The organism is Methylosinus sp. shoA (assembly GCF_059718125.1).
Window position 1 is genome coordinate 3042923 of sequence record NZ_AP046091.1, and the last position, 22912, is coordinate 3065834.

At 67.5% G+C, this 22912-nt stretch carries 21 protein-coding genes, 1 other RNA gene and 1 pseudogene; 9 read left to right on the forward strand and 14 right to left on the reverse strand.

Annotation, left to right across the window (positions count from 1 at the left end; genetic code table 11):
* The first annotated feature begins 107 nt into the window (after positions 1 to 107).
* Complete coding sequence (locus AC6IW9_RS13880) at positions 108 to 1457, forward strand: M23 family metallopeptidase (protein WP_497764417.1); 1350 nt, start codon at positions 108 to 110, stop codon at positions 1455 to 1457.
* A 223-nt stretch (positions 1458 to 1680) separates the two neighbouring features.
* Here AC6IW9_RS13880 and AC6IW9_RS13885 read toward each other — a convergent pair whose 3' ends face one another.
* Positions 1681 to 2139: a hypothetical protein gene (locus tag AC6IW9_RS13885; protein ID WP_497764421.1), complete on the reverse strand. Its 459-nt coding sequence runs from the start codon at positions 2137 to 2139 to the stop codon at positions 1681 to 1683.
* 173 nt (positions 2140 to 2312) lie between these two features.
* Here AC6IW9_RS13885 and AC6IW9_RS13890 point away from each other — a divergent pair, with 173 nt between their 5' ends.
* Positions 2313 to 4124 carry an ABC-F family ATP-binding cassette domain-containing protein gene (locus tag AC6IW9_RS13890; protein ID WP_497764423.1) on the forward strand — a complete coding sequence of 604 codons (1812 nt, stop codon included), beginning with the start codon at positions 2313 to 2315 and terminating at the stop codon, positions 4122 to 4124.
* Positions 4125 to 4352: 228 nt separating this feature from the next.
* Positions 4353 to 5009: a DsbA family protein gene (locus AC6IW9_RS13895; RefSeq protein WP_497764425.1), complete on the forward strand. Its 657-nt coding sequence runs from the start codon at positions 4353 to 4355 to the stop codon at positions 5007 to 5009.
* Positions 5010 to 5092: 83 nt separating this feature from the next.
* On the opposite strand, the gene recR is transcribed toward AC6IW9_RS13895, so the two are convergent.
* The 4 genes from recR to ffs form a co-directional block, all read right to left on the reverse strand.
* Complete coding sequence (recR, locus tag AC6IW9_RS13900) at positions 5093 to 5698, reverse strand: recombination mediator RecR (RefSeq protein WP_497764427.1); 606 nt, start codon at positions 5696 to 5698, stop codon at positions 5093 to 5095.
* A gap of 78 nt (positions 5699 to 5776) precedes the next feature.
* Positions 5777 to 6100, reverse strand: a complete 324-nt coding sequence (locus AC6IW9_RS13905; protein ID WP_497764430.1) for a YbaB/EbfC family nucleoid-associated protein — start codon at positions 6098 to 6100, stop codon at positions 5777 to 5779.
* 27 nt (positions 6101 to 6127) lie between these two features.
* Positions 6128 to 7957 (reverse strand): DNA polymerase III subunit gamma/tau, encoded by a 1830-nt coding sequence (locus tag AC6IW9_RS13910; protein ID WP_497764431.1) that lies wholly within the window; start codon positions 7955 to 7957, stop codon positions 6128 to 6130.
* A 57-nt stretch (positions 7958 to 8014) separates the two neighbouring features.
* Positions 8015 to 8112, reverse strand: an RNA gene (ffs, locus tag AC6IW9_RS13915) — signal recognition particle sRNA small type.
* A gap of 477 nt (positions 8113 to 8589) precedes the next feature.
* Here ffs and AC6IW9_RS13920 point away from each other — a divergent pair.
* Together AC6IW9_RS13920 and AC6IW9_RS13925 are read left to right on the forward strand one after the other, a co-directional pair.
* The gene (locus AC6IW9_RS13920; protein WP_497764433.1) at positions 8590 to 9234 is read left to right on the forward strand and encodes a glutathione S-transferase family protein; all 645 of its coding nucleotides are present in this window, start codon (positions 8590 to 8592) and stop codon (positions 9232 to 9234) included.
* Between the two features lie 81 nt (positions 9235 to 9315).
* Positions 9316 to 10470, forward strand: coding sequence for an AI-2E family transporter (locus AC6IW9_RS13925; protein ID WP_497764435.1), 1155 nt, complete (start codon positions 9316 to 9318; stop codon positions 10468 to 10470).
* Positions 10471 to 10498: 28 nt separating this feature from the next.
* Here AC6IW9_RS13925 and AC6IW9_RS13930 read toward each other — a convergent pair whose 3' ends face one another.
* The 7 genes from AC6IW9_RS13930 to ybgC form a co-directional block, all read right to left on the reverse strand.
* Positions 10499 to 12487, reverse strand: coding sequence for a hybrid sensor histidine kinase/response regulator (locus AC6IW9_RS13930; RefSeq protein WP_497764437.1), 1989 nt, complete (start codon positions 12485 to 12487; stop codon positions 10499 to 10501).
* 10 nt (positions 12488 to 12497) lie between these two features.
* On the reverse strand, positions 12498 to 13421 hold the full coding sequence (locus AC6IW9_RS13935; RefSeq protein ID WP_497764438.1) for a response regulator: 924 nt from the start codon (positions 13419 to 13421) through the stop codon (positions 12498 to 12500).
* Positions 13422 to 13522: 101 nt separating this feature from the next.
* A complete protein-coding gene (tolB, locus tag AC6IW9_RS13940; RefSeq protein ID WP_497764439.1) occupies positions 13523 to 14836 on the reverse strand; it encodes a Tol-Pal system beta propeller repeat protein TolB in 1314 nt (437 codons plus the stop codon).
* A 45-nt stretch (positions 14837 to 14881) separates the two neighbouring features.
* A complete protein-coding gene (tolA, locus tag AC6IW9_RS13945) occupies positions 14882 to 16090 on the reverse strand; it encodes a cell envelope integrity protein TolA (protein ID WP_497764440.1) in 1209 nt (402 codons plus the stop codon).
* Between the two features lie 9 nt (positions 16091 to 16099).
* Positions 16100 to 16552: an ExbD/TolR family protein gene (locus AC6IW9_RS13950; RefSeq protein WP_497764441.1), complete on the reverse strand. Its 453-nt coding sequence runs from the start codon at positions 16550 to 16552 to the stop codon at positions 16100 to 16102.
* 13 nt (positions 16553 to 16565) lie between these two features.
* Positions 16566 to 17306, reverse strand: a complete 741-nt coding sequence (gene tolQ / locus AC6IW9_RS13955) for a protein TolQ (protein WP_497764442.1) — start codon at positions 17304 to 17306, stop codon at positions 16566 to 16568.
* Between the two features lie 239 nt (positions 17307 to 17545).
* The gene (gene ybgC / locus AC6IW9_RS13960) at positions 17546 to 17980 is read right to left on the reverse strand and encodes a tol-pal system-associated acyl-CoA thioesterase (RefSeq protein ID WP_497764443.1); all 435 of its coding nucleotides are present in this window, start codon (positions 17978 to 17980) and stop codon (positions 17546 to 17548) included.
* A gap of 216 nt (positions 17981 to 18196) precedes the next feature.
* Between ybgC and AC6IW9_RS13965 the strand changes: the two genes are divergently transcribed.
* The gene (locus tag AC6IW9_RS13965; protein ID WP_497764445.1) at positions 18197 to 19027 is read left to right on the forward strand and encodes a hypothetical protein; all 831 of its coding nucleotides are present in this window, start codon (positions 18197 to 18199) and stop codon (positions 19025 to 19027) included.
* Between the two features lie 90 nt (positions 19028 to 19117).
* Here AC6IW9_RS13965 and AC6IW9_RS13970 read toward each other — a convergent pair.
* Positions 19118 to 19396 (reverse strand): annotated as a pseudogene (locus AC6IW9_RS13970) (GIY-YIG domain-containing protein); the annotation flags it as partial.
* A 93-nt stretch (positions 19397 to 19489) separates the two neighbouring features.
* On the opposite strand from AC6IW9_RS13970, the gene AC6IW9_RS13975 reads away from it, so the two are divergent.
* Both AC6IW9_RS13975 and AC6IW9_RS13980 read left to right on the forward strand, forming a co-directional pair.
* Positions 19490 to 20314 (forward strand): IS5 family transposase, encoded by an 825-nt coding sequence (locus AC6IW9_RS13975; protein WP_497772527.1) that lies wholly within the window; start codon positions 19490 to 19492, stop codon positions 20312 to 20314.
* Between the two features lie 324 nt (positions 20315 to 20638).
* Positions 20639 to 20827 (forward strand): hypothetical protein, encoded by a 189-nt coding sequence (locus tag AC6IW9_RS13980; RefSeq protein WP_497764446.1) that lies wholly within the window; start codon positions 20639 to 20641, stop codon positions 20825 to 20827.
* Between the two features lie 393 nt (positions 20828 to 21220).
* Here AC6IW9_RS13980 and AC6IW9_RS13985 read toward each other — a convergent pair whose 3' ends face one another.
* Positions 21221 to 21961 carry a hypothetical protein gene (locus tag AC6IW9_RS13985; RefSeq protein ID WP_497764447.1) on the reverse strand — a complete coding sequence of 247 codons (741 nt, stop codon included), beginning with the start codon at positions 21959 to 21961 and terminating at the stop codon, positions 21221 to 21223.
* A gap of 368 nt (positions 21962 to 22329) precedes the next feature.
* Here AC6IW9_RS13985 and AC6IW9_RS13990 point away from each other — a divergent pair, with 368 nt between their 5' ends.
* Positions 22330 to 22911, forward strand: coding sequence for a hypothetical protein (locus AC6IW9_RS13990; protein WP_497764448.1), 582 nt, complete (start codon positions 22330 to 22332; stop codon positions 22909 to 22911).
* The last annotated feature ends 1 nt before the right edge of the window (position 22912 follow it).

A 22912-nucleotide genomic window follows, 5' to 3' on the forward strand; every position in this document is an offset into this window, starting at 1 on the left:
GAGGCCGGCCGTTTGCACGGCGTTAACCTTAATGCCGTCTATTCGCCCCGAAGCCCCGCGCCGGGATCGATCGATGCGCCGGAATGAGCCCGGCCGGAACAGCGCAAATGCGAGACCACGACCAACTGTCCCGATCCGTCCCGCTCGCTTTCGACCTGTCGCTCGGCTCCCGCCGCAGGCGAATCGAGCTCGGCGCAGGCGGCGCGATCGCCCTCGGCGTCGTCCTCGTCGCGGCGTTCATCATCCTTCCCTGCGCCGCTGCTTATTTCGCCTTTCGCGACGACATGCTCGCCGATCTCGGCGACCGCCAGGCGCAGATGCGCTATGCTTACGAGGATCGTCTCGCGGCGCTGCGTCTCAGGCTCGATCAGGCGACCAGCCGCCAATTCGCCGATCAGGACGACGTCGAGAGCAAGCTGCGCGCGCTCGTGCTGCGTCAGGCGAAGCTTGAGACCCGCGCCGCCGTCGTCGCGCGGCTCGTCGAAGGCGTCGCCGGCGAGGACAAGCTCATTCCGTCCGCGCCCGGCCCCCGTTCCGCCGTCTCGCCGCCGCCCGCCGCGCGCGCCTATGCCGGCCAGAGCGCGGAGCGTCCCGCCGCCTTCGCCGTCGTCGACAAGCCCGAGCCCGTCGGCATGGAGCTGCGCCTCGGCCATGAGGAGGAGAGGCGCGCCGCCGCCCTTCCGCCGCCGAAGAAAGGCATGGACGCGGCCGCGCTCCTTCCCCCGCCGGACGCGGGCGAGCCGCTGCCGGATCGCATCGAGCGCGTCTCCGCCTCGATGGACCGGATCGAGCGCGAGCAGACGGCCAAAGTCGCGCGGCTCGTCGAGCCGATGCGCGCCGCCGCGCGGCGGCTGCGCGGCGCTTTCGACGCCGCCGGCCTTTCGGCCGAGCGCTTCGTCCGCAAGGCGGCGCCCGCCTTCGTCGGCGGCCCCTATGTGCCTGTGGAGCGGCGGAGCAGCGATCTCTTGTTCGAGCGCGAGCTGTTCGCCGCCCAGGACGCGGCGGCGGCGCTCGACGGCCTGCGCAAGGCGTTGCCGAGCGTCCCTCTGCGCAAGCCGCTCGCGGGCGAGCTCGATCTCACCTCGACCTTCGGCTATCGCACCGATCCCTTCCTCGGGCGCCCGGCGCTGCATACGGGCGTCGATCTGCGCGACGATTATGGCGCGAGCGTCCGCGCGACGGCGGCGGGCGTCGTTGTCTTCGCCGGGTCGAGCGGCGGCTATGGGCAGATGGTCGAGGTCGACCACGGCTCCGGCTTCGTCACCCGCTATGCGCATCTCTCCGCCATTCTGGCGAGCGTCGGCCAGCCGCTGGAGGCGGGCGCCGTCGTCGGCCGCATCGGCTCGACCGGGCGCTCCACCGGGCCGCATCTGCATTACGAGGTCAGGATCGACGGCGAGCCGGTCGATCCGACGCGATTTTTGCGCGCGGGGGCGGCGCTGGCGGAGGCGCGGTGAGGGGCTCGTCGCGGTCGCCCGGAAACTTTCGGCGCCGTCCGTCCGGAGCCGGGCGTCGTACGCCTGATATGTTTCCGACTATTCGCCAGCAGAGGCCACGACAAGTATGACATTGGTTTCAGCTAAAAATCGACAAATCGCAACGTTTGTCTGGTCTGGAAAGTGTTTCCGTACGGCCACGGCGGCACGGTAGCACTCGACAACAGTCGCTTCGTGAAGCGAATCAATTCGACATTTGTCGTGGACGTGACTCTGATATTGCTGATATGCCCTTTGCTGTATTGATATTCACTGTCCCCACAATCCCACGGTGGTTCTTGCCGATCGCTCTGGCCTGAATCGCCTGCGCCACGCTATTGACATAAGCAACAATTTCCGCAGTCGTCGGCGTCGCGGCTTTGTACCGGATCGTGTGGAGGCGGTTTGTCGGGCCGAGAGCGACGAAAGGCTTCATTGCCGGCTCGGCGCAAGCGGGCGCACAAACGAACGAAGAGATCGCGGCGTAAAGGAGGATGTGCAATAATCTCATGAACACGCTTTCTTTTTTCGTTGTCATGCCTAGTAGGCGACGGCGGGCGGGGAGTTGTATCGTCATTTCAGGCGGCGAGATTTTCTGAATTCGTAATCGATCAGCGAGGTCGACGACAAGCCAGCATCCGCCCTCGTCCTTGCTGATCTCCAATTTGCAGGGGGCGCAGGCGCATAAGCGCGGTTTATGACCGGTGCGACCGCGTGCGAAAAATCCGCCGCGACACGACCGCCATCGCCGCCGCTGGCGTTTGCGGGCACATCATATAAAACACGGCCCTGCCGAAGGGCCCGCTCTCGGCCTCGCTCTTCCAACGCCAAGGACTCATGGCCGCTCCTCCGCTCCTGTCGCTTCAATCGATAGCGCTCACGCTCGGCGGCGAGCCGCTGCTCGAAGCGGCCGATCTCGCCGTCGCGCCGGGCGAGCGGCTGTGCCTCGTCGGCCGCAACGGCTCGGGCAAATCGACGCTGCTGAAGATCGCCGCCGGGGAAGTGGAGGCGGATGGCGGAACGCGCTTCCTGCAGCCCGGCGCGAGCCTGCGCTATCTGCCGCAGGAGCCGGACCTCTCGGGCTTCGCGACGACGCTCGATTATGTCGTCGATGGGCTCGGGCCCACCGACGATCCGCATGTGGCGAAAGCCATGCTGATCGAGCTCGGCCTCACCGGCGATGAGAGTCCCCGCAATCTCTCGGGCGGGGAGGGGCGGCGCGCCGCGCTCGCCCGCGCGCTCGCGCCGGAGCCCGACATCCTGCTGCTCGACGAGCCGACCAATCATCTCGATCTGCCCGCCATCCTCTGGCTCGAGGAGCGGCTTTCGGCGCTGCGATCGGCGATCGTCGTCATCAGCCACGACCGCCGCTTTCTCGAAAATCTCACCCGCTCCACCGTCTGGCTGGACCGCGGACGCACGCGCGCGCTCTCGCGCGGCTTCGAGGAGTTCGAAGCCTGGCGCGACCGCGAGCTCGACGAGGAGGAGAAGCAGCAGCATAAGCTCGATCGCAAGATCGTCGAGGAAGAGCATTGGTTGCGTCATGGCGTGACCGGACGGCGCAAGCGCAATCAGAAGCGGCTCGCCGGCCTCGTCGAGCTGCGCGCGGCGCGGCGGCGCCATGTCGGCGCGCAGGGCGATGTGAAGCTCGAGGCGAGCGAGGCGCAGCTCTCCGGCGCTCTGGTGGTCGAGGCGCGCGGCATTTCGAAATCCTTCGGCGAGCGCGTCATCGTCGAGAATTTTTCGACGCGCGTGATGCGCGGCGACCGGCTCGGAATCGTCGGCGCCAATGGCGCCGGCAAGACGACTTTGGTGAAGCTCCTGACCGGCGTCCTCGCGCCCGATCGCGGCTCGGTGAAGCTCGGCGCCGCGCTCGCCATGGCGACGCTCGATCAGAGCCGCGCGAGCCTCGATCCGCAGACGACGCTGAAGGACGCGCTCACCGGCGGCGGCTCCGACTTCATCGAGATCAACGGCGAGCGCAAGCATGTCGTCGGCTATATGAAGGACTTCCTATTCGGGCCCGAGCAGGCGCGCACGCCGATCGGCCGGCTCTCCGGCGGCGAGCGCGGCCGGCTGCTGCTCGCGCGCGCGCTCGCCTTGCCGTCCAATCTGCTGGCGCTGGACGAACCGACCAACGACCTCGATCTCGAGACGCTCGACATGCTCGAGGAGATGCTCGCCGATTATCCGGGCACGCTGATCGTCGTCAGCCACGACCGCGATTTTCTCGATCGCATCGCGAGCTCGGTGCTGATGTCGGACGGAAACGGCCGCTGGATCGAATATGCCGGCGGCTATTCGGACATGGCGGCGCAGCGTGGCGAGGGCGTGCGGGCGAGGAACGCCGCGCCGGCGCCGCGCGCCGAAGACAAGCCGAAGGCGGCGCCGAAACAAAAGCCCGCCGCCAAGCCGCGTCTCTCCTTCGCCGAGCAGCATGCGCTCGCGACATTGCCCGCGAGAATGGAGGAGCTGCGCGGCAAGAAGGAGAAGCTGCAGAGGCTCATCGACGATCCGACGCTCTATGCGCGCGATCCGGCGAAATTCTCCGAGGCGACGAAGCTGTTCGCGAAACTGGAGGCGGAGCTCTCCGCCGCGGAGGAGAGCTGGCTGGAACTGGAGATCAAGCGCGAGGAGATCGGAGGGTAGAGCGCCGCGCGCCTCGAGCCCGAGTCCACACGGCCCTCGCCCCGAGGAGCCCGCGAAGCGGGCGGACCGATGCGCCGCCTTCTGAAGCGTCCTTCGAGGCCTTTTGCCTCCGGCAAAAAGGCGCCTCGGGACGAGGGGACTGGACTTGGTTCGGACCGAGAAGGTCTGATTTCCCGGCGCGAGAAAATGATCTATGTTCGCGCCGTCTCGCGACCCGATGGAGCCTCCATGTCCATTCTCGACTTTCGTATTTCCCGTCGCGCCGGGCTCGCCGTCGCGGCTTCGGCGCTGATCGGCTCCGTCCTTCCGGCCGCGGCCGAGAAAGCCGGCAGCGGAAAGGTCTCGGTCGAGGAGCTGATGGCGCCGAACGCGCTGCCCGACGTCGTCGAGGGCAAAGCCGACGCGCCCGTTACAATCGTCGAATATGCGTCGATGACCTGCAGCCATTGCGCCGCCTTCCATCGCGACGTCTATCCGACGCTGAAGAAGAACTACATCGACGCCGGCAAGGTGAAATTCATCCTGCGCGAGTTTCCGCTCGACCCGCTGGCGACGGCGGCCTTCATGCTCGCCCGCAACGCCGGCGACAAGCGCGACGCGGTGATCGACCTCTTGTTCGCCCAGCAGAAGAACTGGGCCTTCGTCGAAAAGCCGCTCGACGGCCTCGCCGGCGTGCTGAAGTTCACCGGCCTCGGCCAGCAGGCCTTCGAGGCGACGCTGAAGGACGAGCTGCTCTACGAGAATGTGAACAAGGTGCGCGACCGCGCGGCGGAGAAGTTCGGCATCAATTCGACGCCGACCTTCTTCATCAACGGCGAGCGCTACAGCGGCGAGATCAGCGTCGCCGATCTCGACAAGATCATCGCGGAAAAGTCGAAGTCCTGACGCCGAAGGCCGTCGTCGCGAGCGGAGTGGTCCGGAGCGGCGGGGCGGCCTCGGATCGGCGCCTCATTGCGTCGCGTTTCGCGTCAGAACGCCGTGCGCCGCTCGAGCGCGGCGGCGAGCGTGCCTTCGTCGAGATAGTCGAGCTCGCCGCCCACTGGCACGCCATGGGCGAGGCGCGTCGTCTTCACGCCGAGCGGCGCGAGCAGATCGGCGAGATAATGGGCGGTCGTCTGGCCGTCGACCGTGGCGTTGACGGCGATGATCGCCTCGCGCACGCCGCCCGCTCCGATGCGTTGCGCGAGGCTGCCGATGTTGAGCTCGTCCGGGCCGACGCCGTCGAGCGGCGACAGCACGCCCCCGAGCACGTGATAGCGCGCCGCGAGCAGGCCGGCGCGCTCCAGCGCCCAGAGATCGGCGACCGTCTCGACGATCACCAGCAGCCCGGCGTCGCGGCGTGGATCGCGGCAGATCGCGCAAGGATCGCTGGTGTCGATATTGCCGCAGACCGAGCAGGCGACGATGCGCTCATGGGCGACGCGCATGGCGTCGCCGAGCGGCCCGAGCAATTCCTCGCGCTTGCGGATGAGATGCAGCACGGCGCGGCGCGCCGAGCGCGGCCCGAGCCCGGGCAGGCGCGCCAGTAATTGCACGAGACGTTCGATCTCCGGGCCGGCGATACGATCGGCCATTGGGGTCCTGGGGCAACAGGGGCGTTCGTGAATAGGCGGTAGTGAGCAAGGCCGCACCGCTCACTACTCCCCACTCGCTCAGAAGGGCAGTTTCAATCCGGGCGGCAGCTGGAGGCCGCCGGTGACGGCCTTCATCTTCTCCGTCACCGCTTCGTCCGCTTTCGCGCGCGCCTGGGCGTGGGCGGTGACGATGAGGTCCTCGACGATGTCGCTCTCCTCGGGCTTCAGCAGGCTCCCGTCGATCTTCACATGCTGCAGGGCGCCTTTGGCGGTCATCGTCACCTTCACGAGTCCGCCGCCGGCCTCGCCCTCGACCAGTATCTGGTCGAGCTCGGCCTGCATCTCGGCCATCTTCGCCTGCATGGCTTGCGCCTGCTTCATCAGTCCCATGAAGTCGAGCATGTCGGTCTCCTCACGTCGTCGGCGGCGCTACCAGGGCTCGTCCGGCTCGGCCTCGTCGTCATAAGCCAATTCGGCGCCGGGCGCTTGATGTGTTTCGTTCTCCCGGCCGCGCACGGCGACGATCTCGGCGCCGGGGAAGCGCGCCATGATCGCCGCGACGAGCGGGTCGGACTCGACGCCGGTGCGTTCCTCTTGCCTGCGCGCGGCCGCCTGCTCGCTCAGCGTCGGCGCGCCGCCCGTGGGCGCGAGGGCCACCAGCCAGCGCGAACCGGTCCATTCCTGCAGCCGCTGCATGAGCTGCTGCGGCAGGCGGGTGGAGCCGCCCGGCGCGAGCTCGAATTCGATTCGCCCCTGCTCGAAACGCACGAGCCGCACATCGGTCTCGAGCGCCATCTTCAATTGCATGTCGCGCTTCTCGCCGGCGAGGGCGACGAGCGCGGAAAAATCTGCGATGGCCGCGCCGGCGGGGGCGGAGAGCTCGGGCCGCGGCGCGGCGAGGCTCCGCGCCGCCGCTTGCGGCGCCGGGGCGAGCGAAAGTGACGGGCCGGGACGTTCCTGAGGCGGCGCCGGCGTCGGTCGCGCGCCCTCGGCCGGGCGCTGCTGGCCGAAGCCGAGCTTACGCAGCGCCTCTTCGGGCGAGGGCAGCTCGGCGGCGTGGGTGAGGCGCACCAGCGCCATATCGGCGCTGGTGAGCGGCCGCGGCGAGCCGCGCAGCTCCTCCACCGCTTTCATCAGAATTTGAAAGGCGCGGGTCAGCGCCGAGACGGAGAGGCTCTGCGCCGCCGCGGCGCCGCGTCTTTTCTCTTCCTCTGTCAGCGCCGAGGAGCGCTCGGCGCCGGGCGCGAGCTTCAGCCGCGTGACGAGATGCGTGAATTCCGCGAGCTCCAGCAGCAGCTGGCCGGGGTCGGCGCCGCCGTCGTGCTGGTCCTGCAGCAGAGCGAGCGCCGTCGCGATCTCGCCCTTCATCGCCGCCTCGAACAGATCGATCACGCGCGACTTGTCGGCGACGCCGAGCATATGGCGCAAATCTTTCGCCGCGATGGCGCCGCCGCCCTGCGCCGCGCCATGGGCGATCGCCTGATCGAGCAGCGACAGCGCGTCGCGCGCCGATCCTTCCGCCGCGCGCGCGATCATCGCGAGCGCTTCGTCCTCTATGTCGACGCTTTCGAGATCGCAGATCTTGCGCAAATGGCCGGCGAGCAGGCCGGCGTCGATGCGGCGCAGATCGAAGCGCTGGCAGCGCGAGCGCACCGTGACCGGCACCTTGTCGATCTCCGTCGTCGCGAAGATGAACTTCACATGCTCCGGCGGCTCCTCGAGCGTCTTCAGCAGGCCGTTGAAGGCGGCCTTGGAGAGCATATGCACCTCGTCGACGATATAGACCTTCACCCGCGCCATCACCGGCCGGTAGCGGGCGTTCTCGATGATCTCGCGAATATCGTCGATGCCGGTGTGCGAGGCGGCGTCCATCTCGAGCACGTCCGGATGCCGCGAATCGATGATCGCCCGACAATGGACGCCGGGCGCGTCCATATGGATCGTCGGCCGGTCGATCGGCGGCCTTCCGTCCGTTGCGGGCAGCTCGTAATTGAAGGCGCGGGCGAGAATGCGCGCGGTCGTGGTCTTGCCGACGCCACGCACGCCGGTCAGCAGATAGGCCTGATGGATGCGGTTCAGCGCGAAGGCGTTCTCGAGCGTGCGCACCATCGGCTCCTGGCCGATGAGGTCGGAAAAGCCCGAGGGACGGTATTTGCGCGCCAGCACGCGATAGGCGCTCTGCGCCTCTCGCTTTTCCTGCGGTTCGGCCGGAAACAGCGGCGCGTCGGAGGGCGCGTCCCGCGAATGCTCGTCGTCCATCGCGTCGCCCGAGGAGAGGAACGGCCCGTCTGATTGATCGGCGCCCGGGCGCGGCGCGGTGGGAGGCTGGACGAAGACCCGCCCGGAACTCGTTAGGGCTGCTTCCTTCCGGACCTGACCCGGTTGGCGAGTGGAGCGTCCACCGCCAACCTCCCGCGCCCTATGTGGCAAAACTCCCGCCCCGGCGCAAGGGCGGGGCGGCCGTGGCTGCGCTCCACTTGCTCCTCTGGAGGAGGAAGGGCCGATGGCGGCGCTCTCGGCCGATGCGGAGTTCTGCGCCCTCGTCGTCGATTGCGTCGACATGCTCGCTGACGGCAAGATGGCCGCGGATCGATATCCCGTGTCCTCGCCGGCATCGATCTCGCGCCGCTCGATCGAGCGGTGGAACAACATCACCGAGAAGGCTGCGATCCCCCGCGCAGGACCTCGACGCTTCCGACGCGCCCGGATGAATCCATCGCGATCTCTCGAATTGGTTTTCGCAATCTTACGGATAAAAGGCGTTCGTCACCATGCCGACATTTCGAGATGCGGTAAACTCCGCAGTTATGCGGGGGGCATGCGGGACGTGGACATTCTGCTCCGCATATGTTCTAGCTCTGTTCGTGTGACCTGTCGGTCGGGAGATGTTCATGACGTCGGATCGCAAGCTGACCTTCTATCATTCGCCCAACACGCGCTCGACGGGCGTCTTCACTCTGCTCGAGGAGCTCGGCGCGCCCTATGAGCTGAAGGCGCTGAACATGAAGGCCGGCGAGCAGCGCCAGGGCGCCTATCTCTCCATCAATCCGATGGGCAAGGTCCCGGCCATCGTCCATGGCGACGCGCTGGTGACGGAGCAGGGCGCCATCTACATCTATCTCGCCGATCTTTTTCCCGAGGCCGGTCTCGCGCCGGCGATCGGCGACGCGCTGCGCGGGCCTTATCTGCGCTGGCTCGTCTTCTACGGCTCGAGCTTCGAGCCGGCGATCGTGGACCGCTGGGCGCAGCACGAGCCCGCGCGCGCGAGCACCTCTCCCTACGGCGATTACGACACGATGCTGGCGACGCTCGTCGGACAGCTGCGGCAAGGTCCCTATCTTCTCGGCGAGCGATTCACCGCCGCCGACGTTCTATGGGGCTCGGCGCTGCGCTGGACCACGGCTTTCGAGCTCGTGCCCGAGCGTCCCGAGATCATGGCCTATGTCGAGCGCGTGACGTCGAGGCCGTCCTTCGGCGCGATCGCGGCGCGGGACGCCGAGCTTGCCGCGCGCCATGCCGCGGAGGCGCAGGCGTGAACCGCGCATCGATCCGCGCTATGTTGACGGATCGGAGCGCGCGCGGGGGCGGCCGGCGCGAGAGCGAGCGGGGACGATCGGGTGAACCTGGAGCAGCGCGAGATTTTCGGCCGCAGGCGTCTCAATTCGACGCTCATCGAGCTGATCGTGAGGCTCTCCGCGCTGGGAGCGCTCGCCTATTGGTCCTTTCAGCTCGTCCAGCCCTTCATCGCCATCGTCACCTGGAGCGCAATCCTCACGGTGGCGCTCTATCCGGTGTTCGAATGGCTGGCCGGCGCGCTCGGCGGGCGTCGCCGGTTCGCGGCGACGCTCATCACCCTCGTCGGTCTCCTGGTCGTCATCGGCCCGGCGACATGGCTCGGCGTCGGCGTCGTCGAAGGGCTGCGCAGCCTCGCCGGCCGCATCGAGAGTGGCGGCATATGGGTGCCGCCGCCGCCGGAGACCTTGCGCTCTCTGCCCTTCGTCGGCCAGTCGGCCTATGATTTCTGGGAGCTCGCCTCGACCAATCTGCGCAGCGCGGTCGCGCAGATCGCCCCGTCCCTGAAGCCGCTCGGCGAATTCGCGCTCGACGCGACCAGAAACGCCGGGACCGGCGCATTCAAATTCCTGCTGTCGGTGATCATCGCCGGCTTCATGTTCGCGCCGGGGCCTGCGCTCGTGCGCGCCATCAAGACGGCGGCGACGCGCATCGATTCCAAGCGCGCCGAGCATTTCGTCGGGCTCGCCGGCTCGACCATCCGCACCGTCTCGCGCGGCGTCATCGGCGTGTCGCTGCTGCAGGCCGCGGTCGGCGGCCTCGGCCTTCAGTTCGCCGGCGCGCCGGGCGCGAGCCTGCTGACGCTCTGCATACTGGTTCTGGCGATCATCCAGATCGGACCGATGCTGATCGTCATTCCTTCCGTCATCTGGAGCTGGACAGCGCTGCCGGGCGTTTCCGCCTTCCTGTTCACCTGCTGCATGCTGACGGTGACGCTGATCGACAATGTGCTGAAGCCGCTGATCATCGCGCGCGGCCTGACGACGCCGCTGCTCGTCATCGTGGTGGGCGTCATCGGCGGCGTCATCGCGCACGGCATCATCGGCCTGTTCGTCGGGCCGGTCGTGCTGGCGGTCGCCTGGGAGCTGCTCGGCGCTTGGCTCGGCGGCGCCGAGCCGGGCGCCGCCGCCGGCGCCGAGGAGCCGGCGATCGAGACGCGCCCGGACGCCCCGCGCATTGCCGCGACGCCGGAATGCTGAGGGCGTCCGGGCGCCGGCGGCGGCGATTTCAGCTGGCGTCGTCCAAGAGCTCGATCATCTGGCGGATGTCGTCCGGGACGAAGGGCTTTTCGATGACGGGCCGGCCGGACCTCGCGATGAATCGCTCGGCCGCCGGCCCGAGAACGTCGCCGGTGACGAAGACGATGCGGCCGGCGATGCGCGGCCGCTCGGCGCACAGCCAATCATAGAAGGCGGGCCCGTCGCCGTTCGGCATGCGAATGTCGCACAAGACGAGGTCGAATGCGACGGCGGAGGCTTCGAGCGTCCGCTTCGCGGCTTCGCCGCTCGAGGCGTGCTCGCAATCGAAGCCCAGGCGCTCGAGGATCTCCGACAGCAGCGCGATGATCTCGACTTCGTCGTCGACGACCAGCGCGCGACGGCGGCGCATTTCCCGTGGCGCCGGCGCGGCGGCGGCGTCCGTCGTCTCGCCCGCGGATCGGCCCGGACCGATCGGCAGACGGATGACGAAGGTCGCGCCTTTGCCGGCTCGCATGGGCTCCAGGACGAGCGAGCCTCCGTGCGCCTCGATCAATCCGCGCGAGACCGCGAGGCCGATCCCTGTGCCCACGCCCTGAGGCTTGGTGGTGAAGAACGGCTCGAAGATGCGGGTGCGAATGGCCTCCGGGACCCCCGGGCCATTATCCGAAATATGGATTTCGAGCGCGCTGCCGGAATGATCCCCGCGCGCGGCGATCGAGACGCGTCTCGGCGTGGGCTCGGCCTCGAGGGCCTGCTTGGCGTTCATGACGAGGTTGAGCAGCACTTGATGGAGCTGGTCGCTGTCCGCCCAGAGCGTCGGCAGCTTTGCGGGAATGTCGGTCGTCACGTCGATGCCGGCCGTGCGGAGCCCATAGGCCAGGAGATCGAGCACTCTCTCGATCAGTTCTGGAACCTTCACCTCGCCGCGTTCGGCCTCGCGCTGCCGCGCCATGGCGAGAAAAGTCTTCACGATGCGCGTGCAGCGATTGGCGGCGGCTTCGATCTTGGCGCCGCGCTCCGCGAAGCTCTCGAACTGTCGGTCGAGCTCGGCGCGCTCCTGCGCCGCCTCGCGCAGCATGAGGGCTTGGCCGAGGACGATGGAGAGCGGATTGTTCAGCTCATGGGCGACGCCCGCCAGCAGCGAGCCGAGCGCCGCGAGCTTCTCGTTCTGATAGAGCGCCTCCTTCTGCCGCTCGATCTCGGCGCGCGCTTCGCGCGCCGGCCGCAAATCGCGCAGATGCGCGGTGAACAGGGCGCCTGCCCCGGTCCCCACGGCCGTGATAGCGAGCTCGATCGGTATGCGCGACCCGTCGGCGCGCATCGCCTCGAGCTCCACGCGGCGGCCGAGGACGGAAGAGGGGCCATTGGCGCGGAAGCGCTTCAGGCCCTCCGTGTGGCTGTCGCGCAGCTCGGGCGGAACGATGAGCTCGGCGACCGTCTTGCCGATCGCCTGCTCGCGGCCATAGCCGAAGGTCGCGGACGCCGCCGGATTGAACTCGACGATCCGGCCCTGCGCGTCGATGACGATGATGCAGTCGAGCGCCGAGTCGACCACTGCCGCATGGATCGCCTCCCGCGTCCGATGTGTGTGCAGCAGCTCCGAATGCGCGCGCTGCCGCTCCTCGCCGCCGAGCTCCCTCAGCACGGAGACGACGCCGCGCAGATCGCCGCCCCCGGGAGCGAACGGCCGCAGCTCTTCCTCGACGCATCGACCAGCGCCGTCCACGTCCGCGATCCACCGCCGCGTATGAAACGGCTCGCCGGCGGCGAGCGTCGTCAGGGCGGAGCGATAGAGCGCGGCGGCGTGCGCGCCGAGCACGTCATCGACGGATCGTCCGACGACGGCGTCTTCGGATGAGCGGAGATGCTCGAGAAATTCGCGATTGACGAAGCGGTAGCGCAGCTCCGTGTCGAGAAAGGCCGCCCGGCCGGGAATCGCGTCGAATAGCGCGCGGAGCAGCGCTCCGCCGTCGGCCGCCTGCGTCGTCGCTCGCCCAGACACGCTCTGTTCCAGCATCGGGTCTCGCTCAATCGGGAGCCGCGGCTGCGAGCGCGGCGTCGGGATGTTCGTGCAGCCAGAGCCTCACCGGCTCGACGATGTTCTTGAGCTCGCGTTCTCGGGCGACGAAGCCGGCCTGCGCGCGGCCGCGGGCCAGGGCGTGCGCGACGTCCGAGATCATCACCGAGCCGGGCGGGGCGGCTTCCTGAATGCGCGTGGCGAGCGCGACCACCTCGCCGAACCGGTCGCCGTTGCGCACGACGACGTCGCCGACGGCGACGCCGATGCGCAGGCGCAACGTTTCGGCGCGCGGCTCGCCGGCCTCGACGGCCAAGGCGTCGCGCTGGCAATCGAGCGCCCATTCGATGGCGTCCTGCGCGCTGGCGAAATCGATCAGCGCGCCGTCGCCGAGCATCTTGAACAGATTGCCGGAGCGTGCGGGCAGCGTGCGCATGACGATGTCGCGGAAGAAGGCGTCGGTCAGCGCGAGCCCGCGCTGCTCGTCGCGCCGGATGAGGCGCGTGTAGCCGACGACGTCGATCGAGACGATCGCCGCGAGGCGCTTGCCCGAGAGCATCGCGCGCGTCATCTTGCGCCGGCGCGACAGGCCGCGGATGCGCGCGAGGATCTCGCGCATGTGATAGGGCTTGGTGACATAGTCGTCGGCGCCGGACTCGAGCCCGACGATGCGGTCGATCGAGGAGCCGACCGCGGTCGCGAAGATGATGCCGGTCGAGCCGCGCGCATGCAGCCAACGCGCCAGCGACAGACCGTCCTCGCCGGGCATGTTGATGTCGAGGATCGCCACATCGACCGACTCGAACTCGACCATCTCGCGAAACCGGGCGGCGTTCTCCGCGGTGAGCACGCGATAGCCGTTCGTCGAGAGGAACTCGGCGAGCAGATCGCGCAAGCCCTGTTCGTCTTCGGCGATCGCTATGGTCTCGAGCATCAGCCGGCGCGTCCGAGCGAGTGAAGTTCCCGTGGCGCCGTGACATTATCGTCATACCGACCCGGTCGCAATCGACCGTGAGCGCGGGCGTGCGGACGGCTCTAGTCCTGCAGCGGGCCCCAGGACGGGTCGGAGGCGTAGGAGGGCGTCGGCACCGGGAATTCGGAGCGGCCGAAGATGTCCACCATGTAGATTTTCGCGCCCGACTGGCCGCCCGGCTCGCGGAAGAACATCAGGAACAGGCCGTTGGGCGCCCAGGTCGGGCCTTCGTTGTGGAAGCCCTCCGTGAGGATGCGCTCGCCCGAGCCGTCCGGCTTCATCACGCCGATGCCGAAGGAGCCGCCCGACTGGCGCGTGAAGGCGACATAGTCGCCGCGCGGCGACCAGACCGGCGTCGAATAATGGCCGGGGCCGAAGGAGATGCGCCGCGCGCCGCCGCCATTGGCGCTCATCACATAGATCTGCTGCGACCCGCCGCGATCCGATTCGAACACGATTTCCGCGCCGCTCGGCGAATAGGAGGGCGAGGTGTCGATCGCATTGGTGTCTGTCAGCCGCGTCGTCGTGCGCGAGCGCAGGTCCATGGCGTAGAGATTGGTCGAGGCTCCCTGCGACAGCGACATGATGATCTTCTGCCCGTCGGGCGAGAAGCGCGGCGCGAAGGTCATGCCGGGGAAATTCCCCACCACCTCGCGCTGGCCGCTCTCTATGCTGAGCAGCAGCACCTTGGGGTCGCCCGCGCCGAAGGACATGTAGGTCACGTCCTGCGAGGAGGGCGAGAAGCGCGGCGTGACGACGAGATCGTCGCCGCGCGAGAGATAGCGCACATTGGCGCCGTCCTGGTCCATGATGGCGAGCCGCTTGCGCCGGCGCTCCTTGGGCCCGCTCTCGTCGACGAAGACCACGCGCGTGTCGAAGAAACCCTTCTCGCCGGTGACGCGCGTGAACACCGCGTCGGACACGAGATGGGCGACGCGGCGCGCATAGGCCGCCTCGGTGACATATTGCTGGCCCGCGGCCTGCTCGCCGGTCGTGACGTCGAACAGGCGGAACTCGGTCTTGAGCCGCCCGTCGGGCCCGCGCAGCGAGCGGCCGGTGACGGCATATTGCGCGCCGATCGAGCGGAAGAGGTCGAGGTCCGGCGCGCCGTCGGCGGCGGTCTGCTCCGGGAGGGTCCCCGGCTCGATCGGCCGCAGAAACACCGAGCGCTTGAAATTATTGACGATGACGCTGGTCAGCGTGCGCGCCGCCTCGTCGCCGGCGAAAGAGTTGACGGCGACCGCGATAGGCTGGAAGCCGCCGCTGGCGCGCAGGTCGAGGACGCGTCCGGCGCGGGCGGGCGTCGCGACGAGCGGGGCGAGCGCGGCGCCGGCGATGAGGCCGGCGGCGGAGCGGCGGGTGAGATCGAGCGTCATTGGATGATCCGGAACGTTTCGGAAGGCGGGGGCGGAAGCGGGGCGCTACATATCGTCGGTCATGTTGAACACTGGGTTACGCCAATGTTCATAGTAGGGGGTGAAGAATTCCGGGATCGGCATCGGACTGCAGCGCCTGATCGCGCCGAGCGCTTGCTCGCCACGACTGCGTTCGACGGGATCCGACGAAGGGTTGAGCAGCCTGGGCGGCCCTTCGAGAGCGCCGTCGCGTCTCAGATGAAACTCGACGACAGGCACATAGGAGCGCGCATTCTTCACCAGAGCGGCTTGCCAGCATCGACGATAATTTTCGATCAGATAGTCGTTTATTCTCGCTTCGATCGTCGGCGACATGCGGGGCGCGCTCGCGGTCGGCGCGCCGAGCGAGGCGGTTCGGGTCATCTCCCGGCCGGCCGCAGCGCGGCGCTGGGGCGCCTCGCGGCTCAGCAGATTGGCGATGCTGGCCGCGTCGAACTTCGACTTGGGCGCCGTCTCGTCGCCGGATTTCGGCTTGGCGGCGGGCTTGTCGGACTTGCTGTCGGGCGGGCCGTCGCCGGCTATGGCTTTCTCCGCGCTCTTCTTGCGCTCGAGCAGCTTGGCCACCTCGTCGACCTTCAGCCGCGGCTCGTCCTTCGGCTTCGGGCGCTCCGCCGCCTCCTGTTTGGCCTGCTTCGCAGGCTTCTCCGGCTCCGCCCGCTCCGCTTTCTCGGGCGCCGGGCGCGGCGGCGGCTTCGGCCGCACGATCTCGGCTTCCTCCGGCTCGCGTTCGGGCGGAGCAGGAGCGGCCTCGGCCTTGGGTTTCGACGGCTCGGGCTTGGCGCGCTCGATCGGCTTTTGCGGCTCCGGCTTCGGGGGAGAGGGGCGCGTCGGCGGCTCGGGCGTCGGCGGCAGGGCGGCGACGCGCTTGGGGGGCGGCGGCGCCTCGGGCTTGTCCTCGGTCTCCTCCTGGCGGCGCCGCAGCTGCGGGGGCGGGGCGGAAATATCCTTCTTCGCCTCGGCGAGCGGCGGCAGCGGCTTGGTCTCGGGCGTCGGCGCCTGCTTGTCGGCGCGTTGGACGGGCTTGACCTCCTTGGCGGTCTTCTCGCCCTTCGTCACTTCATTGACCATGGAATCCGTGACGATGTCGATCGGCACGGATTCCTGTGCGTCCTCGAATTTCCTCGCGTCCGGAAAAGCCAGCAGCGCCGCGAGCAGCAGCCCGACATGGGCCGCCGCCGAGACCGGAAGGCCAGGCTGCGGACGCGTCTTCTTCAATGCGAGCCTTCATTTCTTGTCGGACTCGGTCACCAATGCGACCTTCTTGTAGCCGGCCGTCGTCACCAGCGACATGACCTCGGCCACGCGACCGTAATTCACCGTCTTGGACGCGCGCATATAAATTCGCTCGTCGAAGCCCGCCTTGGCCGTCTCCTTCAGCCGGTCGAGCAGCTTGTCGAGCTCCACCGGCTGATCCATGAGGAAGAGCTGGCCCTTGTCGTCGACGGCTATGGACAGGGGCTTCTGGTCGATGTTGAGCGGGCCGGCCTTGGTCTGCGGCAGGTCCACCGCGACGCCGGTCGCGAGCAGAGGCGCCGCCACCATGAAGATGATGAGCAGCACCAGCATGACGTCGATGAAAGGCGTCATATTGATGTCCGCCATGGCGCCGTAGCGCGGCGTCCCGCGCCGCCTGCGCCCGCCTCCGGCCTTGCGCCCCGCCGCAGCCGACATGCCCATGAGCGCCTCCCCGTCAGGCCGCGCGGTCGCGGCCGCCGGAATGGCCGGCGTGCTGATCGATCTGGCGTGACAGAATAGCCGAGAATTCGTCGGCGAAGCTCTCGAGCCGCGCCTGAGCCCGCGCCACGTCCCCTTGCAGTTTGTTGTAGGCGACGAGCGCCGGAATGGCGGCGAAGAGGCCGATCGCGGTGGCGAGCAGCGCCTCGGCGATGCCGGGCGCGACGACGGCGAGCGAGGTGTTCTTCGACGCCGCTATGGAGCGGAAGGAGGTCATGATGCCCCAGACCGTGCCGAACAGGCCGACGAAGGGGCCGGCCGAGGCGACGGTCGCGAGCACCAGAAGATTGGATTCGAGCTTCTCGATCTCGCGGGCGATCGACACGTCGAGCACTTTGTCGATGCGCGCCTGCAGGCCCATGAACGAGGCGCCGGCGGTCTGGAAGGAGCGCTTCCACTCGCGCATGGCGGCGACGAACAGGCTCGCCATGGCGCCGGTCGGCCGATCCTGGAGCTTGGAGTAGAGATCCTCGAGCGAGGAGCCGGACCAGAACACTTCCTCGAAGCGGTCCATGGCGCGGCGCGTGCGCGCGAAGAGAATGGCCTTGTCGACGATGATCGCCCAGCACCAGATCGAGGCGGCGAGCAGCCCGATCATGACCAGCTTCACGACGATATGGGCGCCGAGAAACATGCCCCAGATGGAGATTTCGGCGGGCGCGGCGGCGATGGGGGCCGCGATTTCGGCTGGGTTCATCGATCAAGGTCCTCGAAACGCGCCTGAATGGCGGAGACGGCGCGGGATCCAGGCCGCTCGCCTGCGAAAGCGCGCGCATGCGGCGACGCCCGGCCGCCGCCCAAATCCGCATATGGCCCCGAAATCCGCCTGGATTTGGGCCTCGATGCGATGCACAATCAAATTTGAACGAAAGGATTAAGGCGAAGTAAAGGACCTATCGGCGGCGTCCTGCGCAAAATCCGGGCGATGCGCCGATTTCACGGGGTCGGCTCGGCGGGGACGAGCGCCGATTCGAATTTTTGCCGCACGTCGGGCGGCAGGCGTCGGGCTTTCCCGCCCTCGACGGCGGCGACCTTGACGAGGGCCGTTACCAGAGCCTCCTCCCCGCGCAGAATGCGCTGGGCCAGATCGGCCGAGGCGCCGGCGACCTGCTCGACCCTCGTCTCGACCGTGAGCAGGTCGTCCATCAGCGCCGGGCGGCGGAAGTCGATGGTCATCGCCCGCACCACGAAGAACAGCCCGCCGCCTGGACCCTCGAGCAGCGCGCGCTGGAAAATGCCGAGGTCGCGCAACAGTTCGGTGCGGCCGCGCTCCATGAAGCGCAGATGCGAGGCGTGGTAGACGAGCCCGGAGAAATCCGTGTCCTCGTAATAGACGCGGAGGGCAAGGCGGTGCGGAACGGGGACGGTCATTCGGCGCTGGGCGTGTAGTCAAGGGGAGCGCCGGCCCCCTCGGCCGGAGCGCCTAGTCCGCTATACAGCAGGGCGGCGCGGGGCGCAGCCGCTTTCGAGCGAGATCTGCTGCGTTCGGGGCGAATGGACGAACAGGGTCGCGAGCGATATGTATTATTGTTATATACCGAAAGCGTCCGCGAAGGCCGGGCGCGGCGCAGCGCGAGTCTCGAAGCGATGAACAAGGAGAAATGCCTGCTCGTCTGCGGCCTCGGCGAAACGGCTTCCGCCGTGGCGCGGCGCCTGATCGGCGAGGGTTATGCGGTGGTGCTGCATCAGGAGACGGCGCCGCACGTGCTGCGCCGGCGCATGTGCTATGCCGACGCCTGGTTCGACGGGGCGACGACGCTCGGCGCCATCGAGGCGCGCCTCGTCCGCTCGGCGAAGGATTTTCTGTGCGGCATGCAGACGCGGCAGTTCATTCCGATCCTGCTGCGGCCTTTCGAGGAAGTCGTCGAGCGCTGGCCTTGGGATGCGATCGTCGCCGCGCCGGAGGGAGGCCGGCCGGCGCGGCGGCTCGTCGATCTCGCCGAACTGACCATCGGCGTCGGCTCCGGCTTCGTCGCCGGCTCGCATTGCGATCTCGTCGTCTGCGCGGAGGGGGCCGACCCCGGAGCCGTGCTGCGCGCCGGGGACGCGCCGCCGCGGCCGCGGATCGAATATGACCGCCGCGCGCTCGAATATTGGGATGTGATCGCGCCCGCCGACGGCGCTTTCGCCGCGGCGCAGCCGATCGGCGCCAAGGTTGCCGCGGGCGATCTCATCGGCCGCATCGGCGAGACGGAGATCCGCGCCCCGGTCGCCGGGCGCGTCAGCGGGCTGGCGCGCGCCGAGTTCGCCTGCTTCGCGGGAATGCCCGTCGCCGAGATCGCGACCGCCGAAGCGGCGCCGGTCGCAGGCGTCGGCGAGCGCAACAAGCTCATCGCCCGCGGCGTCTCCTTCGCGGTGGAGATGGAGTCGCGGGGTTTTGCGCCGGTGGCGTTCGGCTCGCGCTTCCGCGGAGGTTAGACGAGCGGCCTCGAGTGCGGATAGTTCACTCTCGAGGTTGACTGGCGTCCTGACTTCAAACGCGGTGGAAACTTGAAGCTGCTTCTCGATGAGCGCCTCCATTACGTCGAGAAAATCGGGTTCGAATGTTTCCTCGACATGGCGTTGGTTCCATAAGCCCGAACGTCGAACTTTTCCATGTCCCGAGAAACTACCGAGCCATGACGACGACGGAGGATCTATAGACGCAGCGTCGTAGTTGCTCACCAACGCAATGACGTTTCGCTCGATGTAACCGCGAAGAGAGTTTGGTCCAGGGTCGTCATCGATTGAAAGCCAGAGAAACGGCAACCGAACAAAGTAGCTCGAGACTGAGGCTTCGATATGCGATTCCTCCGTCTCTAAGAGGCTGACTGAAAATGTTGTTGAGTGATTTCAGGAGGTTGTGATTCCTTTGGATTTGCGAGAATCGAAGGGATCATAATGGCCTGGACTGAAATCACTCGGCGCAAGTATGGGCGTGCGGGGCTGCGCTACGCAAGTCATTTGACGGACGCCGAATGGGCGTTGATCGCGCCGCTGCTTCCGCCGGGCTCAAAGCTCGGCCGACCGCGCGAAACCGATCTGCGCTCGGTCGTGAACGCGATCTTGTATATGGCGTCGACGGGCTGCCAGTGGCGGCAATTGCCGAAGGAATTTCCACCCTACTCGACGGTGCAGAGCTATTTCTACGCTTGGTCGCGCGCCGGGCTGTTTGCGAGCATCAATCACGTCTTGGTCATGGCGGCGCGTGAGAAGGCGGGACGCGAAGCGAGCCCGAACGCCGGCGTCATCGACAGCCAGTCGGTGAAGACCACGGAAAGCAGCGGCCCGCGCGGCTTCGACGCCGGCAAGAAAATCAAAGGCCGCAAGCGTCACATCGTCACCGACACGCAAGGAAACCTCGTCGGCCTCGTCGTGCATGAAGCCGATATTCAAGACCGCGACGGCGCGCCGCGTGTGCTTGCTTCGATCCGCTCGCTCTATCCGTGGCTGCGTCATATCTTCGCCGATGGCGGTTACGCCGGGGACAAGCTGCGTACTGCTTTGAAGAGCAAAGGGTCGTGGACGCTGGAAATCATCAAGCGCTCGGACAAGGCCAAGGGCTTCGAACTTCTTCCGCGCCGCTGGGTGGTCGAAAGGACATTTGCGTGGCTTGGTCGCTGCCGTCGCCTCGCCAAGGACTTCGAAGCGACGATCGACAGCGCTGCCGCGTGGGTCCTGGTCGCCCACATCAGAACACTTACCCGACGTGTCGCAAGACCTTGATCCAAAAACTGAACATTTTGAGTCCGACTCTTATATAGCGATCAAAAACGAATTTCCGGATGCGATCGGCTTGACTCATCGTTCGCTCTCAATCGACGGTCAGAGGAAGACCACCGCATTAAATGCACAGTCCTTCCACGATCACAATAGAAATCGTTAGGTTGTCTTAGGTTGTTTGATGGCTGCCGAGCTCTTCGAACCAGCTGGCTTTCAGGATAATTTCCTTTAGCGAATTAAAATCGCGGAAACGGGCTCTCTGGTGACGAAGGTGACCGAATGCAACAAAGGTGATCGTGACCATGTCGCTTTCGGAAAAGGAAGTGCGTGGCCAGAGACCGATCCGCTTGGCTCGAACTCTCGAGCCTTATTCTTCTATCCAATGCGCAGGCGGCGCCGGTCGCAGGCGTCGGCGAGCGCAACAAGCTCATCGCCCGCGGCGTCTCCTTCGCGGTGGAGATGGAGTCGCGGGGCTTTGCGCCGGTGGCGTTCGGCTCGCGCTTCCGCGCCGATTAGGCGACAGCGGGCGTGTCGAACACGCCTGCTCAGTCCGAGCCCTCGGGGGAACGATCGCTCCGGCGGGGATTTGGCGGGAAGCGTGCAAACGGAGACGAGGAGGACACAATGCGCAAGCCCGCGGCTTCACTTGCATTCGCCCTCTCGCTCGCCGGCGCGCGGCGCCGCTGAGCGCGGGCCTCTCGGCGCTTACTACAATCCGATTCCAGACGTGAAGGGAGGCGACCTGTCGGTCCCGTCCATCGCGGAATATATTGCGCGAACGGCGCCTGGCGCTATGGATGGCGGTCGTGGAAGCACAGCCTTGTGGTCGAGGCGAACTGTGGCGGCGCCGCCTCACAGACGCCGCGTTGGATCGAGCGGAAGCGCTCCGACGCGACCGCCCTTTTCGCGTCAGGTCCGGATCGCATCGAAAATCGCCGCCGCCTCGGCCGGGTCGAAATCGGCAATGGCCGCCGGCGAGAGCGGGTCGTCGCCTGCGGTCCAGCGCAATTCGGCTTGCGGCGTCGACAGCGCCAGCGCCACCGCGCCATTGAGTTCGTAGAGGCCCCAGGCGAGGCCCGCCCCGCGCAGCGAGGCCATCATCGCGTTCTGCACGAGGCTCCGCACGACGAGATGCGGCGTCGAGATCGCCGCTTCGACATTGGCGCCCGCCGTCGCCTCGCGGCAGGCGGATTCGTCGTAGGACGCATGGCCGCGGCAGGCGAGCGGGCGTACGCGATAGGCGAGGCAGAGCCCGTCCTCGATGAAGGGGCAGATGCGCTTCAGCGCCATGCGCTCGCGCTCGCCGAGGCCGGCCGCCGCCGCGGCGGTCTCGCGGATGCGCGCGACGAGATCGACCCCATGCTGCGCGAGGAAGGCGGCGTTAGCCGCGACGAAACGGGCGACGAGGAAGATTTCCGGCGCCGTCGCGACGACGCGCAGCACGCAGCAGGCGGGGCAGTCGCCCTTGCAGGCGAGCGCCGGCGCGCCGTCCGCCTGGATGGCGACATTGCCGTCGAAACTGTCGAAGGCCTGCAGGCACACAGCGCCGACGAAATCGTGCCGCCCGCGGCGTTCGCGGATCGTGCCGTCGAAGGCCTGCGTCATCGCCGCGAAGAAGGCCCCCGGCCCACGGTCCTCGGCCCCGCTCATCGAACGCCCCTCGCTCGTTCCGTCTCGTTATATAGTAATACTATATGCGGAAAGCGGCCGTCTCGGGAAGCCCCGACGCTGGCCTCCCACGCTTGATCTCGCCATCGTGCTTCGAGACGCGCCCTTCGGGCGCTCCTCGCCATGAGGGCGAGGACCCGATCGCCTGTTTCGAACACGCCGCGCCGATGCTATGCTCTCCTCGAATTATTTTCGATTTTCGAGATTGCGTCGAGACGCCGGGACGCCGGCCTCGCCAGAAAGAGAAGAGCGGCGATGAGATTCGTGATTTCCGCCATCGCATTCAAAGCGGCGTCTCGGGCGTTCTCCTATCCTGCGGCGATCGGGGCCGCATCCGGCAATCACCTCGGGTGACGATCGTTTCGGCGCAGGAGGCGGGGGCCGGCGATCGCGCCTCGCTCGCGCGCATTTTTCGACGCGGCGCGAAGCGTCTTCCTCTTCGCTTCTGGCCTCGGAAGGCGTCGCGACCATCGCGTGAGGCGCTGCGGTCGTCTCCGGCTGCGCTTTTCATTGTCGTCACGTTCGCCATCGGCCGCGCGCAGGCGCTCGACCTCGACGAGGATTATGGCGGAGCTCTCGCCGCCTATCGTGAGGCGGCGCGCCGGCTCGACGCTTCCGGCGAGGAACTGGCGATCCGCGGCGTCTGCGCCTCGGCCTGCACCATCTTCCTCGGCCTGCGCGAGGTCTGCGTCGCGCCGAGCGCCATTTTCTGGTTCCATGCGGCGCGGCTGCCCGGCGTTGCATCCCCCGACCCGCTCGCCACGCTCGAAATGCTGTCCCTGTATCCGCGCGAGGTCCGCGACTGGGCGATCAGAACCCATGCGCTGGAGCGGCTCGATTTCGACGCGGCGGCCTCTCTCACCGGCCAGGAGCTCATCCGCATGGGAGCGCGGCCCTGCCGCGCGCGCTCGGCGGCGTCTCGTCGCGAATAGA

Bases quoted from the DNA above. Each gene is read 5' to 3' on its own strand.
- AC6IW9_RS13880 (WP_497764417.1), top strand. From the start codon at position 108: ATGCGAGACCACGACCAACTGTCCCGATCCGTCCCGCTCGCTTTCGAC.
- AC6IW9_RS13890 (WP_497764423.1), top strand. From the start codon at position 2,313: ATGGCCGCTCCTCCGCTCCTGTCGCTTCAATCGATAGCGCTCACGCTC.
- AC6IW9_RS13895 (WP_497764425.1), top strand. From the start codon at position 4,353: ATGTCCATTCTCGACTTTCGTATTTCCCGTCGCGCCGGGCTCGCCGTC.
- recR (WP_497764427.1), bottom strand. From the start codon at position 5,698: ATGGCCGATCGTATCGCCGGCCCGGAGATCGAACGTCTCGTGCAATTA.
- AC6IW9_RS13905 (WP_497764430.1), bottom strand. From the start codon at position 6,100: ATGCTCGACTTCATGGGACTGATGAAGCAGGCGCAAGCCATGCAGGCG.
- AC6IW9_RS13910 (WP_497764431.1), bottom strand. From the start codon at position 7,957: ATGGACGACGAGCATTCGCGGGACGCGCCCTCCGACGCGCCGCTGTTT.
- AC6IW9_RS13920 (WP_497764433.1), top strand. From the start codon at position 8,590: ATGACGTCGGATCGCAAGCTGACCTTCTATCATTCGCCCAACACGCGC.
- AC6IW9_RS13930 (WP_497764437.1), bottom strand. From the start codon at position 12,487: ATGCTGGAACAGAGCGTGTCTGGGCGAGCGACGACGCAGGCGGCCGAC.
- AC6IW9_RS13935 (WP_497764438.1), bottom strand. From the start codon at position 13,421: ATGCTCGAGACCATAGCGATCGCCGAAGACGAACAGGGCTTGCGCGAT.
- tolB (WP_497764439.1), bottom strand. From the start codon at position 14,836: ATGACGCTCGATCTCACCCGCCGCTCCGCCGCCGGCCTCATCGCCGGC.
- AC6IW9_RS13950 (WP_497764441.1), bottom strand. From the start codon at position 16,552: ATGGGCATGTCGGCTGCGGCGGGGCGCAAGGCCGGAGGCGGGCGCAGG.
- tolQ (WP_497764442.1), bottom strand. From the start codon at position 17,306: ATGAACCCAGCCGAAATCGCGGCCCCCATCGCCGCCGCGCCCGCCGAA.
- ybgC (WP_497764443.1), bottom strand. From the start codon at position 17,980: ATGACCGTCCCCGTTCCGCACCGCCTTGCCCTCCGCGTCTATTACGAG.
- AC6IW9_RS13965 (WP_497764445.1), top strand. From the start codon at position 18,197: ATGAACAAGGAGAAATGCCTGCTCGTCTGCGGCCTCGGCGAAACGGCT.
- AC6IW9_RS13975 (WP_497772527.1), top strand. From the start codon at position 19,490: ATGGCCTGGACTGAAATCACTCGGCGCAAGTATGGGCGTGCGGGGCTG.
- AC6IW9_RS13985 (WP_497764447.1), bottom strand. From the start codon at position 21,961: ATGAGCGGGGCCGAGGACCGTGGGCCGGGGGCCTTCTTCGCGGCGATG.